Source organism: Frigoribacterium sp. CFBP 8766 (genome assembly GCF_014841435.1).
In the GTDB taxonomy this organism is placed as follows: Bacteria; Actinomycetota; Actinomycetes; order Actinomycetales; family Microbacteriaceae; genus Frigoribacterium.
On record NZ_JACYTX010000001.1, the window covers coordinates 827953 to 843147 of the forward strand.

The 15195-nt window shown below is 75.0% G+C and carries 16 protein-coding genes; 5 read left to right on the forward strand and 11 right to left on the reverse strand.

What is annotated here, in order from left to right:
* Window positions 1-15: 15 nt before the first annotated feature.
* Together IFT90_RS03940 and IFT90_RS03945 are read left to right on the forward strand one after the other, a co-directional pair.
* Window positions 16-582: a hypothetical protein gene (locus IFT90_RS03940; RefSeq protein WP_192041049.1), complete on the forward strand. Its 567-nt coding sequence runs from the start codon at window positions 16-18 to the stop codon at window positions 580-582.
* A gap of 13 nt (window positions 583-595) precedes the next feature.
* Entirely contained in the window at window positions 596-1534 is a 939-nt protein-coding gene (locus IFT90_RS03945) for a 4-(cytidine 5'-diphospho)-2-C-methyl-D-erythritol kinase (RefSeq protein WP_192041050.1), read from the forward strand.
* A 92-nt stretch (window positions 1535-1626) separates the two neighbouring features.
* Here IFT90_RS03945 and IFT90_RS03950 read toward each other — a convergent pair whose 3' ends face one another.
* Window positions 1627-3318 carry a glycosyltransferase family 39 protein gene (locus IFT90_RS03950; RefSeq protein ID WP_192041051.1) on the reverse strand — a complete coding sequence of 564 codons (1692 nt, stop codon included), beginning with the start codon at window positions 3316-3318 and terminating at the stop codon, window positions 1627-1629.
* On the opposite strand from IFT90_RS03950, the gene IFT90_RS03955 reads away from it, so the two are divergent.
* Entirely contained in the window at window positions 3317-4558 is a 1242-nt protein-coding gene (locus tag IFT90_RS03955) for a ThiF family adenylyltransferase (protein ID WP_192041052.1), read from the forward strand. The two genes, IFT90_RS03950 and IFT90_RS03955, sit on opposite strands and share 2 nt — an antisense overlap.
* A 21-nt stretch (window positions 4559-4579) precedes the next feature.
* Here IFT90_RS03955 and IFT90_RS03960 read toward each other — a convergent pair whose 3' ends face one another.
* From IFT90_RS03960 to IFT90_RS03990, 7 genes are all read right to left on the reverse strand, one after another.
* On the reverse strand, window positions 4580-4849 hold the full coding sequence (locus IFT90_RS03960; RefSeq protein WP_371812085.1) for a MoaD/ThiS family protein: 270 nt from the start codon (window positions 4847-4849) through the stop codon (window positions 4580-4582).
* 2 nt (window positions 4850-4851) lie between these two features.
* Entirely contained in the window at window positions 4852-5964 is a 1113-nt protein-coding gene (moaA, locus tag IFT90_RS03965; RefSeq protein ID WP_192041053.1) for a GTP 3',8-cyclase MoaA, read from the reverse strand.
* 167 nt (window positions 5965-6131) lie between these two features.
* On the reverse strand, window positions 6132-7391 hold the full coding sequence (locus IFT90_RS03970) for an ATP-binding cassette domain-containing protein (protein ID WP_192041054.1): 1260 nt from the start codon (window positions 7389-7391) through the stop codon (window positions 6132-6134).
* A complete protein-coding gene (locus IFT90_RS03975; protein ID WP_371812141.1) occupies window positions 7367-8251 on the reverse strand; it encodes an ABC transporter permease in 885 nt (294 codons plus the stop codon). The genes IFT90_RS03970 and IFT90_RS03975 overlap by 25 nt, the downstream gene beginning before the upstream one ends.
* Window positions 8252-8267: 16 nt before the next feature.
* The gene (modA, locus tag IFT90_RS03980) at window positions 8268-9110 is read right to left on the reverse strand and encodes a molybdate ABC transporter substrate-binding protein (protein ID WP_192041056.1); all 843 of its coding nucleotides are present in this window, start codon (window positions 9108-9110) and stop codon (window positions 8268-8270) included.
* Window positions 9107-9583, reverse strand: a complete 477-nt coding sequence (locus IFT90_RS03985) for a molybdopterin-binding protein (RefSeq protein WP_192041057.1) — start codon at window positions 9581-9583, stop codon at window positions 9107-9109. The genes modA and IFT90_RS03985 overlap by 4 nt, the downstream gene beginning before the upstream one ends.
* 37 nt (window positions 9584-9620) lie before the next feature.
* Window positions 9621-11075, reverse strand: coding sequence for a glycosyltransferase 87 family protein (locus tag IFT90_RS03990; RefSeq protein ID WP_192041058.1), 1455 nt, complete (start codon window positions 11073-11075; stop codon window positions 9621-9623).
* Window positions 11076-11142: 67 nt separating this feature from the next.
* Here IFT90_RS03990 and IFT90_RS03995 point away from each other — a divergent pair, with 67 nt between their 5' ends.
* Together IFT90_RS03995 and IFT90_RS04000 are read left to right on the forward strand one after the other, a co-directional pair.
* Complete coding sequence (locus IFT90_RS03995) at window positions 11143-12495, forward strand: molybdopterin-dependent oxidoreductase (protein WP_192041059.1); 1353 nt, start codon at window positions 11143-11145, stop codon at window positions 12493-12495.
* Entirely contained in the window at window positions 12495-13007 is a 513-nt protein-coding gene (locus IFT90_RS04000) for a hypothetical protein (RefSeq protein ID WP_192041060.1), read from the forward strand. The genes IFT90_RS03995 and IFT90_RS04000 overlap by 1 nt, the downstream gene beginning before the upstream one ends.
* A gap of 119 nt (window positions 13008-13126) precedes the next feature.
* Here the strand turns inward: IFT90_RS04000 and IFT90_RS04005 are convergent, their stop codons facing one another.
* Genes IFT90_RS04005 through IFT90_RS04015 form a run of 3 tightly spaced genes read right to left on the reverse strand, consistent with a single transcriptional unit; the run spans window position 13127 to window position 15191 of the window.
* On the reverse strand, window positions 13127-13852 hold the full coding sequence (locus IFT90_RS04005) for a bifunctional 2-polyprenyl-6-hydroxyphenol methylase/3-demethylubiquinol 3-O-methyltransferase UbiG (RefSeq protein ID WP_192041426.1): 726 nt from the start codon (window positions 13850-13852) through the stop codon (window positions 13127-13129).
* Window positions 13853-13854: 2 nt separating this feature from the next.
* Complete coding sequence (locus IFT90_RS04010; protein ID WP_192041061.1) at window positions 13855-14526, reverse strand: DUF2064 domain-containing protein; 672 nt, start codon at window positions 14524-14526, stop codon at window positions 13855-13857.
* Window positions 14523-15191 carry a glycosyltransferase family 2 protein gene (locus IFT90_RS04015; RefSeq protein WP_192041062.1) on the reverse strand — a complete coding sequence of 223 codons (669 nt, stop codon included), beginning with the start codon at window positions 15189-15191 and terminating at the stop codon, window positions 14523-14525. Before IFT90_RS04015 ends, IFT90_RS04010 begins: the two co-directional genes overlap by 4 nt.
* Window positions 15192-15195 lie beyond the last annotated feature (4 nt).

Here is a 15195-nt window from a genome sequence, read left to right on the forward strand (position 1 = left end):
TGGCAGGCTGGCGGCGTGAGCACGCAGGGCAGCGACGACCACCAGCGGAGGCGACCCGCGGTCATCAGCGACGCCCGCCTGGCCTCGGGCACGGGCCGCAGCAGCGAGCAGTGGTTCGCGTTGCTCGACGCCGCGGACGCCACGCGGCTGTCCCACGCGCAGATCGCACGCCTCCTCGTCGACGAGCACGAGGTGCCCGGCTGGTGGGCCCAGTCGATCACCGTGCGCTACGAGCAGGCCCGCGGAATGCGGCTCCCGGGGCAGCAGCCGGACGGCACGTTCTCGGTCGCGGTGAGCCGCAGCCTGAGGGGCGGACCCCTCGAGCTGCTCGACCTCGGCGTCGAGCGGTTCGCGTCGTTCGCCGGGGGAGCACCCGAGGCCACGAGTCGCTCCGTCGGGCACCCGACGGCACGGTGGCGGCTCGAGGGCGACGTGCGCCTGCAGCTGATGGTCTCGCCCGGCACGGGCGACAAGTGCAGCGTCAGCCTCACGCAGAGCCGTCTGCGGCTCCCCGAGCGCGTCGAGCCTGCGCGCGAAGCCATGACCCGGGCGTTCCGGGTCATGGGGGACCGACAGAACTGACTAGGTTGGGACCATGAGCTCCGTGGCCGGCCCGACCGTGGTCCACACCCGTGCCCCGGGCAAGATCAACGTGTTCCTCGCCGTCGGCGACCTGCAGGACGACGGCTACCACGAGCTCGCGACGGCCTACCAGGCGGTGTCGCTGTACGAGGACGTGCGGGCACGCAAGGCGGACGACTTCACCGTCCGGGTGACCGCGGGCCCCGGCGTCGACGTCTCGGGGGTGCCGACCGACGAGAGCAACCTCGCGGTGCGTGCCGCCCGCCTCCTCGCGACGACCACCGGCTACCGGGGCGGCGTCGACCTCAGCATCGAGAAGGCGGTGCCCGTCGCGGGCGGCATGGGCGGCGGCTCGGCCGACGCGGCCGCGACGCTGCTGGCCTGCGACGCCCTCTGGGGCACGGGCCTCGGCCGGGACGACCTGCTCAAGCTGTCGGCCGAGCTGGGGGCCGACGTGCCCTTCGCCTTCGCGGGCGGCACCGCCGTCGGCACCGGCCGCGGCGACGAGCTCAGCCCCGCGCTCGCGAAGGGGCAGTTCCAGTGGGTGCTGGCCCTGGCCGACTTCGGGCTGTCGACGCCGACCGTCTACCGCGAGCTGGACGAGCACCGGCTGCGCCACTCGAGCGACATCTCGCCGGTGCGCCAGCCCGTCGTCGACACCGGCGTGCTGCAGGCGCTGCGGGCCGGCGACGCCGACCTGCTCGCCGACGTGATGCACAACGACCTCCAGGCGCCCGCCCTGCACCTCGAGCCGGGGCTCGGCCGCGTGCTCGAGCTCGGCGAGGGCAACGGCGCCCTCGCCGGGATCGTCTCGGGCTCCGGGCCCACCGTCGCCTTCCTCGCACCCGACCTCGACGGGGCCCTCGAGCTGCAGATCGCGCTCAGCGCGGCCCGCCTCACCGTCGTGCGGGCGACGGGGCCCGTGCACGGCGCCCGCGTCATCACCGACTAGGAGGCGCGGTCGCGGCGCGCCTCGCGGCTCGCGCTGTCGGGGGCCGGCCCGGTCAGGACCGGCCGACACGCGCCTCCTCTGCTCGCGTCGGCTCAGCGCGTGAACTTGAGCACGTTGGTGCGGGTGAGGCCCCACTCCTGGTCGAGCGTGAAGCCGACCGAGCCGAGCTGCTCGGTGACGCGCGGCCGCCAGTCCTGCTTGTCGCTCGTGATGAGCCAGACGACGTCGAGGTCGTCGGTGCGGTCGAGCACGTCGCCGAGCGGGTACTGGGTCTCCCAGAGGCCGTCGGTCTCGTAGCCGGGCGTCTCGAGCGTGAAGTCGGACATGCCTCGGAAGGCCTCGGGGTAGGTGTCCTGGATGATGCGCGACGTCGCCTTGGGGTGGCGTCGGACGGGTCCGAAGACGACCCCCTCGAGGGTGCCGGGGGCCTCGGTCGCCCGCTCGCCGGCGACGAGGTCGGCGACCTGGTCCCACGCGGACGAGTCCTTCGCCTCGGGCTGTCGCTGCTCGACGTACGTGGGCGAGGTCAGCACGACGGCGACGAGCAACACCAGCGCGATCACGCGACGCCACGGGATCGCCGCGATCGCGACGGCCATCGTCATCGCGATGGCGGGCGTGCCGAAGGTCAGGTAGCGCGGCGAGTAGAGCGGGTCGACGACGAGCGAGACGCCCACGAGGCCGACGGTCGGCACGACCATCCACGGCAGCACGACCTCGGCGAAGCCGCGGGCGGCGGGCACGAGGCGCAGCGACAGCACGACGAGGGTCGCGCCGGCGCAGACGAGCGCGAAGACCGCGAAGTTCTCGTTGCCCTGGAACCACTGCGTCACGAGCACGCCGCGGAGCGTGCTGAAGCTCGGTCGTTCGATCCAGCTGACCTGGCTGTTCTGCGAGGCGATGAACCAGGCCAGCGGCAGGCTGGCCAGGCCGGCGACCCCGGCCCCGGCGAACCAGCCGAGCAGCGCCCGGCGCGACGACCGCACGGAGGTGGCGCCCGAGGCGGGCACGACGGCGACGGCGCCCGTGCGTGCCCACTCGTCGACGGCCGCGCGCTCGGCGGCGTGGTCGCGCCGGTCGCGCAGCACGCGGACGAGCATGGTCAGGGCGTGCCCGACGACGAGCAGCGCGATGTAGAGGAAGAAGGCGCAGGCGACGACGGCGAGCACGGCGTAGCCGACCCACCAGAGCGTGATCGACCGGCGGGTGCGGGCGTGGCCGTCCTCGGCGGTGCGTCGGGCGGCCACGACGAGCACGAGCGTGAGCGCGACGGCGAAGAGCGCCGAGAGGGCGTACGAGCGGCCCTCGCCGCCCATCCAGGTCACGCGCGGCAGCAGCACGAAGAGCAGGCCCGCGACGACGGCGGTGCGCCGGTCCACGAGGATGCGGGTCAACGACACCGTCAGGCCGGCCGCGACGCCGGTGGCGAGGGCGCTCGGCACCCGCAGCGACGTGGGCGAGTACGGGAACACGTCGAACCAGACGTGCATGAACGCGTAGTAGGCGGCGTGCACGAGGTCGACGGTGTGGATCATGGCCCAGAGCTGGCCCCAGGTTCGGGTGGCCGAGACGACCGTCGCCGCCTCGTCGTACCAGACCGAGGGCACCCACAGGAAGGCGCCGGAGACCAGCGTCGCGAGCACGCCGATCAGCACCGCGTCGGCGTGGCGACGGCCCAGGAGGCGCGCGGGCGACGAGCGCGTCGGCGGCTGCTCGGGCTCCGCGTCGCGGGTTACTGTGGGCGGGGTCGTGTCGTCCGCGGCCGTTCTCCGGAGGTCTGCCATGTCGTCACTGCCCCCTCTCGTCTCGGTCGCGTCGGGCTCGTCGGGGCCGGTGGCCGGGGACGAGACCGACGAGCGCTGGTCGCGCACCGTGCGGCTGCCGGGCTTCGGCCTCGAGGCCCAGGCCCGACTGCGCGCGGCTCGCGTGCTGGTCGTCGGCGCCGGCGGTCTGGGATCTCCGGCTGTCCAATATCTCGCAGCCTCGGGTGTGGGGACGCTGGGAGTGGTCGACGACGACGTCGTCGACCGGTCGAACCTACAGCGTCAGGTGCTCTTCGGACCTGGGGACGTGGGCCTGCCGAAGGCGCGGATCGCCGCCGAGCGCGTGCGGGCGACCGCCCCCGACACGCACGTCGTCGTGCACCCCGTCCGGCTCTCGGCCGACACCGCCGCGATGCTCGACGGGTACGACGTCGTCGTCGACGGCAGCGACTCGTTCGACACCTGCTACGTCGTCGCCGACGAGGCCGCGGCCCGGGGGCTGCCCGTCGTCTGGGGCAGCGTCGCCCGGCTCGACGGCCAGGTCAGCGTCTTCTGGGACGCCGCGCCCGACGGCCGCGACGTCGACTACCGCGACCTGCACCCGTCGCCGCCGTCGGGCGGCTGGGACGAGTCCTGCGCCGACGTCGGGGTGCTCGGACCGCTCTGCGGCACCGTCGGCTCGGTCATGGCCAGCGAGGTCGTCAAGCTCGTCACGGGCGTCGGCGAGCCCCTGCTCGGCCGGGTCGTGACGATCGACGCGGGCTCCGCCTCGTGGCGCGAGAGCCGCCTCCGACGCGCTCCGCACCGCGCGCGGGAGCGGGCGGCGGCGAACGAGGTGCGGACGGCCAGCGCCGCCGGGGCGCTGCGCGACGGGCACGAGGAGGCGCGGGCCGGCTCGCCGACACCCCTGGCCGACCAGCCCCGCGGCACCCGCAGCCCCGACGTGTCCGCCGACGAGCTCGCCGAGCTGCTCGCCGCGCGGGACGCGGGCGAGGCGGCGTTCACCCTGCTCGACGTGCGCGAGCCCGACGAGCACGACTTCGCGCACCTGCCAGGCGACGTGCTCGCGGCGGGCCTCGGGGTCCGCACCCGTCAGAGGCCCGAGCTCGACCCGGAGCTCCCCGTCATCGCGTACTGCGCCCGTGGCCCGCGCGCCCGGGCGGCCGCGGAGCTGCTCGTCGCCGACGGGTTCGACGTGGCCGTGCTCGACGGGGGCATGCTCGGCTGGCAGCTGCGCGCCTCCTCGGCCGCCCGCCCCTGACGAGCGGAACGGCGTCCGGGCTCAGCCGCCGGCGAAGGGCGGCATGACGTCGACCACGTCGCCGTCGGCCACGACCTGCTCGCGGTCGCGCGTCGTCAGCCCGTCGACGAGGAACGAGCAGCGCAGCAGCACGTCGCGCCAGTCGGCCGCCGACGTGCCCTCGACGGGCCGCACCTCGGTGAGCAGCCGCCCGATCGTCGCGCTCTCGCCGTCCGGCACGTCGACGACCTGCTCGTCCCGGCCGACGGCGGCACGCGCGGCGGCGAAGAACCTCAGGGTCGTGCGGGTCACGGTCAGCCTCCGATGGCGCTCATGGTGCGGACGGGCTGGACGAAGTCGTCGCGGTCGATGCCGTGCGAGGCCGGCTTCGCCCACATAGCGCCGCGCCACAGGTCGGCGAGCTCGGCGTCGCTCGCCCCGGCCCGCAGCGGGTCGCGCAGGCCGGTCTCGGCGTCGCCGAACAGGCAGCTGCGCACGCCTCCCTCGGCGGTGAGGCGGGTGCGACGGCAGTCGCCGCAGAACGGCTCGCTGACCGACGCGATGATGCCGACGGTGCCGACGAGGTGGGACTCCGCGCCGAGGCCGACCGCGTCGAACCGCTCCGCGGGCGCACCGTCGCGCGGGGCGGCGTGGGGGCTCAGCACGAAGCGCTCGGCGAGTCGGCCACGGATGTCGTCGGCCGTCACGAAGGAGGCGCGGTGCCAGGTCCGGTCCGCGTCGAGGGGCATCTGCTCGATGAAGCGCAGCTCGTGCCCCCGGTCGAGCGACCAGGCCAGCAGGTCGGCCGCCTCGTGGTCGTTGACCCCGGGCAGCAGCACCGCGTTGATCTTGATCGGGGTGAGCCCCGCGGCCGCCGCAGCGTCGACGCCGGCCAGCACCTTGTCGAGGAACGGGCGGCGGGTCAGCGTCTCGAACGTCTCGGCGTGCAGCGAGTCGAGCGACACGTTGATGCGGTCCAGCCCGGCGTCGGCAAGGGCGCGGGCACGCTGGGCGAGGCCGATGGCGTTGGTCGTCAGCGAGATGTCGGGTCGCGGCTCGAGGGCGGCGACGCGCCGCACGATGTCGACGAGATCGGCGCGCAGCAGCGGCTCGCCCCCGGTGAACCGCACCTGGCGGACGCCGAGGTCGCGGACGCCGATGCTCACCAGCCGGACGATCTCGTCGGCGCTGAGGGCCTGGTCCTTGGGCAGCCAGGGCAGGCCGTCGGCCGGCATGCAGTAGGTGCAGCGCAGGTTGCAGCGGTCGGTCAGCGACACGCGCAGGTCGGTCGCCGTCCGGCCGAAGCGGTCGAGCAGGCCGGGGGCCGAGTCCGGCCCGGGACGCGGCGGCAGGGCGGCGCTCGCGGCGGCCGTCTCGCCCGCCGCGAGACGGCGGGGGATCGTGGGCAGACCGAGCGAGACCGTCATCCCCTGAGAGTAGGCGACGCCGCCGTGCGCCGCTGCAAGCCGCTGCGCCGCGCTGTCGGTCGGCATGAACCGCGAACCGAATCATGAACTGAGAAAGAACGCGGTTCATGGTGCGGTTCGCGGTTCATCACGGAGTCCGACCCCGGCGCTCACGCTCACGCTCACGCTCACGCGATCGTGACGCGCTCCGGGTCGAGCAGCAGCCCGACCCGGTCGCCGCGCCGGAGCCGGGCGCCGTCGGCGGTCGCGAGGGGCAGCTCGGCGACGGCCGAGAGCGACCCCTGGTCGGTGACGACGGTCACGGCCAGCCGCGAGAGGCGTTGCTCGACGCTCACGACGCGCGCCGGGATCGGGACGTGCAGGGCGCCTCCTGCAGGCTCACCAGGTCCGTCGTCCCAGGCCTGGCCGGACTGCCCGGCCCGCCCGTCGGGCCCGCCCAGCCCGTCGAGCCCGCCCAGCCCGTCGAGCCCGCCCCGCCCGTCGAGCCCGTCGGGCCCCACCAGCGTCACCGCCTCGACCGGCACCGACACGCGCGTGGGCCCGTCCGCCAGGGGCCGCGTCGACGAGACGGCGAGCCCGCCCGGCAGCAGGGCGCGAGCTCCGTGGCCCGTCGCCGACGACCCCCTCGGCGTCCACACGGTGGCCCCGGTCAGCGAGGCCACGTAGGAGGTGTGCGGGTCGGTGAGCACCTCGGTCGGGGTCCCGCGCTGGACGACGACGCCTCCCTCGAGCACGACGACGCGGTCGGCGAGCGCGACGGCGTCCACGGGGTCGTGCGTGACGAGCAGCGTCGCGACCCGCACCTCCTGCAGCACGTCGGCGAGCGCCGTGCGCACGGCCGGGCGCTGTTCGGCGTCGAGGGCCGCGAGCGGCTCGTCGAGCAGCAGGAGGCGCGGGTCGGCAGCCAGCGCCCGCGCCACCGCCACGCGCTGCGACTGGCCGCCGGAGAGCTCCGAGGGTCGGCGACCGGCGAGCGACGCGAGGCCGACCCTGCGGAGCTCGACCTGGGCCAGCTCGCGGGCCGTGCGGGCGGGGACGCCGCGGCTGCGGGGACCGAAGGCGACGTTCTCGAGGGCGGTGAGGTGCGGGAACAGGCGGTGGTCCTGGAAGACGGTGCCGACGCGGCGGTCGCGGGCGGGGACCCGGACGACCGGCACGTCGTCCGCACCGGGCCCGTCCAGGCCGTACCCGTCCAGGACGCGCCCGTCGAGGACGTGTCCGTCGACGACCACCCGCGACCCGTCGGCGGGCAGCAGGCCCGCGAGCGCCCCGAGCGCGGACGACTTGCCCGCGCCGTTCGGGCCGAGCAGGGCGACGACCTCGCCGGGGGCCACGTCGAGGTCGAGCTCGAGCGCGAACGACCCGCGGTCCACCCGCAGCCGAGCGCTCAGCCCGCCCTCGCTCACCGTGCCCCCGTCGTCAGCCACCGGTCGCGCAGCAGCAACAGGACCCCGACCCCGACCGCCAGCAGCAGCAGCGAGATCGCGACCGCCGTCTCGGGATCGCTCTGCTGGGCCAGGTAGACGCTCGTGGGGAGGGTCTGGGTGCGTCCGGGGAACGTCCCCGCGAAGGTGATGGTCGCGCCGAACTCGCCGAGGGCCCGGGCGAAGCAGAGCACGGCTCCCGCGGTGACGCCGGGGACGACCAGGGGCACCGTCACCCGACGGAACGCGTACCAGCGCGACGCCCCGAGCGAGGCGGCCGCGTCGTCGAGCCCGCGGTCGACGCCGCGCAGCGCCCCCTCGACACTGAGCACGAGGAACGGCATCGCGACGAACGTCTGCGCGATCACGACGGCCGCGAGCGTGAACGGGATCGTGATGCCGAGGGCCGCGTCGAGGGGGCGGCCGAGCAAGCCGTTGCGCCCGAGCAGGTAGAGCAGCGCGATGCCGCCGACGACCGGCGGCAGCACGAGCGGCACGGTCACGACGGCCCGCAGGAGGCGCCGCCAGACCGCCGGCCACGCGTCGCTGGCCGTCAGCAGCCACGCCAACGGGACGCCCAGCAGCAGGCTGATCGCGGTCGCGAGCAGCGCGCTCGTGACCGACACCCGCAGGGCGTCGAGCACGGTCTCGCTCGCGAGCCGCTGGCCGAGGGTCGACCACGGGGCACGCACGAGCAACGCCACGGCCGGCAGCACGAGCAGCGCCAGCCCGACGAGCGCCGGCACGAGCACGGCGACGGGGAGGCGCCGGTCACGCAGCGCTCCGCCGTCACGCCGCCGGCGCGGATCACGGGGGAGGCGGCGGTCGCGTCGACCGGAACGGTCGCGCCGGTCGGGGAGCAGCTGCACGGCGACCGGGTCAGCCGACCCGGAAGCCGGCGTCGGCGAGCGCGTCCTGACCGGTCGACGACAGCACGAAGACGAGGAACGCCTCCGCGAGGTCGGGGTTCGGGGCATCGGCGAGGCGGGCGGCGAGGTACGAGGTGGTCGGGATCGACGCGTCGCCCACCGCGATCCCCTCGACCGAGTCGCCGGCCGCCTCGACGTCGGTCTCGTAGACGAGCGCCGCGTCGACCTCGCCGAGCTCGACCTTCGTGAGGGCGCTCTTCACGTCGGGCTCGAGCGTCGCCGGGGTGACGCTGACGCCCTCGGCCTCGAGCACCGTCGTGGCCAGCGCGCCGCAGGGCACCTCGACCGCGCACAGCGCGACGGTCACGTCGGGCGAGGCGAGGTCGGCCAGCGAGGTCACGCCGCCGGGGTTGCCGGCGGGCACGGCGATCTCGAGCGCGTTGCGCGCGAACGTGGCGGGCTCGCCCTCGGCGAGGCCCGCGTCGGTCACGGTCTCCATGGTGGCGGCGCTGGCGCTGAAGAAGTCGTCGACAGGCGACCCGGCGACGATCTGCTGGGCGAGTGCCGAGCTGCCGCCGTAGCTGATGGTGACGGTGGTGCCGGGGTTCGCCGCCTCGAAGTCGGCCGCGAGGGCGTCGAAGGTCTCCGTCAGGGAGGCGGCGGCCAGCACCGTGATCTCGCCGGTCGGCGCGGCGGCGGGGCTCGCGACGGGGGTGCCCGAGGCGGTCGGGTCGTCGCCCGCGCCCCCGGAGGAGCAGGCGCTCAGCACGAGCAGCGCGGCAGCGCCGGCGGCGAGGGCGAGGGCGAAGGGCGCGCGGGCGGAGGAGGCGCGGGTGCGGCGTGCAGTCGTCATCGAGCGATCTCGCCCTCGGTCTCGGTGGGCGCGGGCGCCGTCTCGCCCAGCCGCCCGAGCGTGACGCTCACGTTCGTCGCCTTCGCGCTCGCGACCACGGGGCTGCCGACCTCCAGCCCCAGCTCGTCGGCCGCCTCCCTGCTGATCAGCGACACGACCCGGAACGGGCCGGCCTGGACGTCGACCTGCGCCATGACCGTGTCCCGGACGATCGCCGTGACGATGCCCGTGAACCGGTTGCGCTCGCTGACGACCGCGCCCGAGGCGTCGCTCCCGGAACCGCCGCGAGGAGGCGCGGCGTGCGCCGCCTGCTCGCTCGCGACGCGGGCCAGCTCCGAGCCGACGACCGCGAGGCGTCCGCCGGGGCCCGGGACGAGCACGAGGCGCCCGGCCTCGGCCCAGCGGCGGACGGTGTCGTCCGAGACGCCGACCAGTGCGGCGGCCTCGCTGACGCGGTACAGGGTCTCTGGCATGCGCCGATCCTACCGGTTTCGTTCCGCTGCTGCGGCGTCAGTCGGAGATCACCGCCGCACGTGCGGGTCCACGGCGTACGAGTCGTCGCAGTCGACGGGCGTCGGAGACGACGACGTCCCCCAGCCGCTCGGACCAGCCCGGCCCGGCCCGCCAGAGCGACACGAGCAGGATGACGAGCACCGCCGTCGCCAGCGACGCCCGCTGCAGGGCCATGTACGGCTCGAGCTGACGCACGAGCAGGGCGAGCGGGATCGCGAGCCACTCCCACCGCCCCGTCAGCGCGACGAACGGCACGAGCAGCAGGGCGTACCAGGGGTAGCGCGGGCTGACGGCCACGAGCACGACGCCGATCATCACGAGCTGGCCGAGCCAGGGGCTGTCGACCGGGGTCTTGACCCAGACGAGGGCGGCCGTCACGGCCAGCAGCAGGGCGACGACGGGCGTCGTCCACGCGTCGGGCAGGAACGCGGACATGAAGACGAACCGGGAGCCGTCCTGGTAGCCCTCCTCCGTGAGGTACCCGGGCAGGTAGCCGAGCACCTGCCAGCCGGTCGTGGCGACGTAGGGCACGTAGAGCAGGGCGAACGTGACGATCGAGGCGACGACGACCTTCGCCGGCTGACGGCGCAGCAGGGCAGGAGCGGCGATCGCCGGGATGAGCTTGGTCGCGACGGCGGCGCCGAGAGCGATGCCGCCCCGCCAGCGCCGGCCGGTCGCGACGAGCAGCGTGGCCGCGACGACGAGCACGGCCCCCAGCAGGTCGACGTGCGAGTTGGTGATCCCCTCGCCGACGACGAGCGGGCACCAGCCCCAGAGAGCCGCCCAGCGCGGGTCGAGGCCGCGGCGGCGGAGGGTGACGACGAGCGCGACGGTCGTGCCGAGCACGAGCAGCGCGCCGGTGAGCTGCAGCGGGAAGAAACCGACCTCGGGGCCCACCAGGGCCCGCACGCCGGCGAAGTACAGCTCGGCCGCGGGCGGGTAGATCGTCGGGACCTCCGGCCGGTTGATCGCCGTGCAGACGACGTCGCCCGTCTCGGTGTCGTAGGCGCGGTGGATCTGCCGGTCGGGCTGGCTGCACCGCTCGCCGATCGTGCCGTCGTCCCGGGTGAAGGGCGCCGACTCCGGGAAGATCCAGTCGGGGCGCAGGTCGCGCAGCTCACCCGAGTCGGGGGTGTGCGCGTACGGCGAGACGCCGTTCACCTGGACGATGCCGTCCCAGGCGTAGCGGGCCGGGTCGGTGCTCGTGTTCGGGTCGCCGACGAGGGCCGCGCCGCCGACGAGGGCCGTGCCCGCGAGCACGAGCGCCGTGACCGCCCGCGCGGGCACCCGGCGCAGCAGCAGGAGGGCCACGACGAAGAACGCCCAGCACACCGCGGTCCACACCACGTAGGAGGCGCGGAGCTCCTCCCGCAGGAATCCCAGCTCGAGAACGCCCCACGCCACGGACGCCGCCAATCCGGTGACGGCGACGGCCGCGAATAGAGTACGCACCTGTCCAGTCTGGTCGACACCGGCCTGGGAGTCCGCGACCACGCACGGCCGAGCCGAGATGAACCCCATGAGACGCCTGCTCCTCACCCTCCGCACTGCGGCGTCGTCGCCGGTGCGGAACGCGCGCTCGGCGACCGTGCTCGGGCGGCTGCTGGCCGTCGCGTTCCTGGTCTGCCTGCTGACCGGCCTCTACAGCCATTTCCTGCAGGAGCCCGCATCGTGGATGCGGTTCCCCACCTCGCCCGTCTGGCTCTACCAGGTGACGCAGGGCATCCACATCACGGCCGGCATCGCGTCGATCCCGCTGCTGCTCGGCAAGCTGCACGCCGTGTTCCCGCAGCTGTTCCAGCACCCTCCGGTGCGGCACCCGGTGCAGGTGCTCGAGCGCGCCTCCATCGCCCTGTTCATCTCGACGTCGGTGCTGCAGCTCGTCACGGGCCTGCTCAACACGTACCAGTGGTACCCGTGGCCGTTCCCGTTCAAGCAGGTGCACTTCGCCCTGTCGTTCGTGATCATCGGCTCGCTCGCCGTCCACATCGCCGTGAAGCTCCCGCTGATCACGCGCTACTGGCGGGCCCGCGACAGCTACGACGCCGACGGCCGGTTCGTCGAGCCGGCGGGCGAGCTCGACCCCGCGCGGGCCGAGCACGAGGCCGTGCGCGAGCTCGCGCGGATGCGCCGCGACGACGCTCCGACCTCGATCTCGACCTCGACCTCGCAGCCCGCGGCGGCCGATCCCGCAGCCGCGCAGCCCCGCGGGCTGGTCGGCCGCGTCACGCGCTGGATCGACGACGCCCGCGAGCCCGAGCGCGACCCTGCTCGCAGCCGCGTGTCGCGCCGGGGCTTCTTCGGCGCGGTCGGTGCCTCGACCGTCGGCGTCGTCGCGCTCACCGCCGGCCAGTCCTTCACGCCGCTGGAGCCGCTCAACGCCTTCGGTCCCCGCCAGCGCGGCATCGGCCCGAACGACCTGCCGGTGAACCGGACCGCCTCGGCCGCCAAGGTGCTCGAGACCGCGATGGACCCCGACTGGACCCTCACGATCGCCCACGGCGAGCGGACGATGGCCTTCACGGCCGCGGACCTGGAGGCGATGGCCCAGGGCGACGAGCGCCTCCCGATCTCGTGCGTCGAGGGCTGGAGCCAGACCGCACAGTGGCGCGGCCCGCGCCTCGTCGAGCTGATGGCGCTCGTCGGAGCGCCGGCCGACCGGTCGCTGCGCGTCACGAGCCTCGAGGAGAAGGGCGGCTACCGCGTCATGCTCATGGGCCCCGAGTACGCGAACGACCCCACCACGCTCGTCGCCCTCGAGGTGAACGGCGGCCGCCTCGACATCGAGCACGGCTACCCCGCCCGGATGATCGCCCCCGGGCGTCCGGGAGTCCTGCAGACCAAGTGGCTCAGCCTGATCGAGGTGATCTGATGACGCGCTCGTCGGCCGTCCCCGCCGTTCCCTCGTCCTCCGCCTCCGGCTCTGGATCCTCCGGGCGCGGGGTGCGCGTCGCCCGGGCCGTGCTGGTCGTCGTCGGCGTCGCCCTGATCGGCCTCGGCGGCTGGGTGCTCACCGAGACCGTGTCGCCCACCCGCTACGGCGGGCTGCTCGTCTGGCTGATCGGCGCCGTGATCGCGCACGACGCCATCATCGCCCCGGTCGTCGCCGGGATCGCCCTGCTCGTCGGGCGGACGGGGCGGCGCATCAGCCCGGCGGTGCTCGCGATCGTGCAGGTCGGGATCGTCCTCGGGGTCGTGCTGACGCTGGTCGTCGTGCCCGAGATCATCGCGAAGGCGCGGGGGCCGAAGAACGACACCGTGCTGCCGTTCGACTACGGCGTGCGGCTCGGCGTGGCCTGGCTGGTCGTCGTCGTGCTCACGGCGCTCGCCGTGGTCGCGTGGACCGTGCTGGCCCGCCGCCGCGAGGCGCGCCGCGCGGCCTGACGCGCGGGTCCTGGTGCGCCTGAGGCCGTCGCGGTCTCGATCCCGGCTGAGGCGACGCCGCACCGACGCACCGACGCGATGTTCTGCGTCGGTGAGTCGCTTCCGGGTCGGTTCCCGGCCTAGGAGGCGCGGACGAGCCGGCAGAACGTGCGGCGGCCCACCGACCAGGTCTGCGACACGCGCAGGCCCGCGGCGGAGGCGTGCCGGCCGAGCGCCTCGCGGCCGACCTCGGCCCACGGGAAGGTCGCGCTCGCGCGGCCCTGCTCGTCGACGACCTGGGCGTCGTAGGCGACGTCGGCCGCCGGGTCGGCCGCGGTCTCGACGACCACGGACCCCGTGGGGGCGACCACGGAGGAGGCGCGAGCCACCAGGGCGGTCGGGTCGCCGCCGATCCCGATGTTGCCGTCGAGCAGCAGGGCGACGTCCCACGTCCCCTCGCCCGGCAGCGCGTCGAAGACCGAGCCCGCCACGACCGGGAGGCCGGCGTCGACGGCCATGGCGACGGCGGTGACGGAGACGTCGACGCCGAGGGCGCCGAGCCCGCGGTCGACGGCGGCGCGCACCATCCGGGCGGGGCCGCAGCCGATGTCGAGCACGGAGGAGGCGTCGAGGATGGTGCTGAGGTCGGCGACGTCCGCGCCGCGGCTCCAGCGGGCGACGTCGAACGCGTCGAGGTCGAGGGCGTCGGCGTCGGCCGGTGCGTCGAGGGCGACGGCAGCCGAGCGCGAGCCCTGGCGGGCGGTGCCCGGCGAGCGGACGAGCTGGAGCCGCCCCTCGCGGCGCAGGGCGCGGGCGTACGGCTCCGCGCCTCCGGAGCCGAAGGTGGGCTGGGGGTCGGCGGTCATGGTCACGAGAGGGTCTCCTCGGGGGTGGGCCGGGAGGCGTCGGGACCGCCTGCGGTGATGGGGTCGAGTCGGCGCAGGGCCTGCGCGAAGAGGGTGTCGGGGCCGGCGGCGGCGGCGAGCCGCGCGTCGTCGATCGTGTCGACGTCGACGAGCTCGGGCAGGGTGCGGACGCGGAGCCCGGCCTCGGCGAGGCGGCGCAGCTGGTGGGCTCCGGTGTCGTCCTGCGACATCGGGACGCCGCGGAGCAGGTCGCCGGTGGGCCGCTCGAGGCCGAGCGCCCAGAAGCCGCCGTCGTTCGCCGGGCCGAACCAGGCGTCGACGTCGTCGGCCGGGTCGTCGAAGGCAGGGGCGAGGTCCGCCGTCGTGAGCTGCGGGGTGTCCATGCCGACGAGCACGGTGCGGCCGTCGACCTCGTCGAAGAGGGCTCCGAGCCGTGCGTCGAGGCCGCCGCCGATCTGGTGGATCACATCGAAGTCTTCGGAGCCGGGGGGAGTTCGGTTGCCGTCGAAGAGCAGGACGCGTCGGCTCGCGGGCAGCTGGCGCACCACGGCGAGGGTGTCCTGGATCGCGGCGGCCGCCACCTCGGCGGCCTGCTCGAGGGTCAGGGGAGGGTGCAGGCGCGTCTTGACCTTGCCCGGCAGGGTCTCCTTGCAGATCACCACGACGGTCGTCATCGGCCTGCCTCCCTCAGCAGCCGCGACATGTCCTCGACGGCCCGCGCGGTGCCGCGGATCGTGCCGGTCACCTTGCTGCGGCCGACGCGCGGCGAGTACGGCACGTCGAGCTCGTGGATGCGCCAGCCCGCCTCGGAGGCGCGCAGCACCATCTCGAGGGGGTAGCCGCTCCGGCGGTCGAGGAGGCCGAGGCCGAGCAGCCCCTCGCGGCTGGCGACGCGCATCGGGCCGAGGTCGTGCAGGGCGACGCCGGAGGCGCGGCGCATCAGGTGCGCGAGCACGCGGTTCGCGACACGGGCGTGGAACGGCCAGGCGCCGCGCGCCGTGGGGCGTCGCCGCCCGAGCACGAGCTCTGCCTCGCCTGCCAGCACAGGGGCGGCGAGCGTCGGCAGGTCGGCGGGGTCCATCGACGCGTCGGCGTCGCAGAAGGCCACGTAGGGGGCGGTGGCGGCCTCGAGACCGGCATGGGCGGCTGCGCCGAAGCCGCGACGCGCCTCCTCGACGACCAGGGCGCCGTGCTCGCGGGCGACGTCGGCCGAGCCGTCCGTCGAGCCGTTGTCGACGACGATCGCGCGCCAGCCCTCGGGCAGGCGCCCGAGCACCCAGGGCAGCGCCCCTGCCTCGTCGAGACAGGGGAGCACGACGTCGACCTGGGGACTGCTCATCCTG

What these genes read in the sequence shown, in the direction of transcription:
- IFT90_RS03945 (WP_192041050.1), top strand. Translation starts at nt 596, where the DNA reads ATGAGCTCCGTGGCCGGCCCGACCGTGGTCCACACCCGTGCCCCGGGC.
- IFT90_RS03955 (WP_192041052.1), top strand. Translation starts at nt 3,317, where the DNA reads ATGTCGTCACTGCCCCCTCTCGTCTCGGTCGCGTCGGGCTCGTCGGGG.
- IFT90_RS03950 (WP_192041051.1), bottom strand. Translation starts at nt 3,318, where the DNA reads ATGGCAGACCTCCGGAGAACGGCCGCGGACGACACGACCCCGCCCACA.
- moaA (WP_192041053.1), bottom strand. Translation starts at nt 5,964, where the DNA reads ATGACGGTCTCGCTCGGTCTGCCCACGATCCCCCGCCGTCTCGCGGCG.
- modA (WP_192041056.1), bottom strand. Translation starts at nt 9,110, where the DNA reads ATGACGACTGCACGCCGCACCCGCGCCTCCTCCGCCCGCGCGCCCTTC.
- IFT90_RS03985 (WP_192041057.1), bottom strand. Translation starts at nt 9,583, where the DNA reads ATGCCAGAGACCCTGTACCGCGTCAGCGAGGCCGCCGCACTGGTCGGC.
- IFT90_RS03995 (WP_192041059.1), top strand. Translation starts at nt 11,143, where the DNA reads ATGAGACGCCTGCTCCTCACCCTCCGCACTGCGGCGTCGTCGCCGGTG.
- IFT90_RS04000 (WP_192041060.1), top strand. Translation starts at nt 12,495, where the DNA reads ATGACGCGCTCGTCGGCCGTCCCCGCCGTTCCCTCGTCCTCCGCCTCC.
- IFT90_RS04005 (WP_192041426.1), bottom strand. Translation starts at nt 13,852, where the DNA reads ATGACCGCCGACCCCCAGCCCACCTTCGGCTCCGGAGGCGCGGAGCCG.
- IFT90_RS04010 (WP_192041061.1), bottom strand. Translation starts at nt 14,526, where the DNA reads ATGACGACCGTCGTGGTGATCTGCAAGGAGACCCTGCCGGGCAAGGTC.
- IFT90_RS04015 (WP_192041062.1), bottom strand. Translation starts at nt 15,191, where the DNA reads ATGAGCAGTCCCCAGGTCGACGTCGTGCTCCCCTGTCTCGACGAGGCA.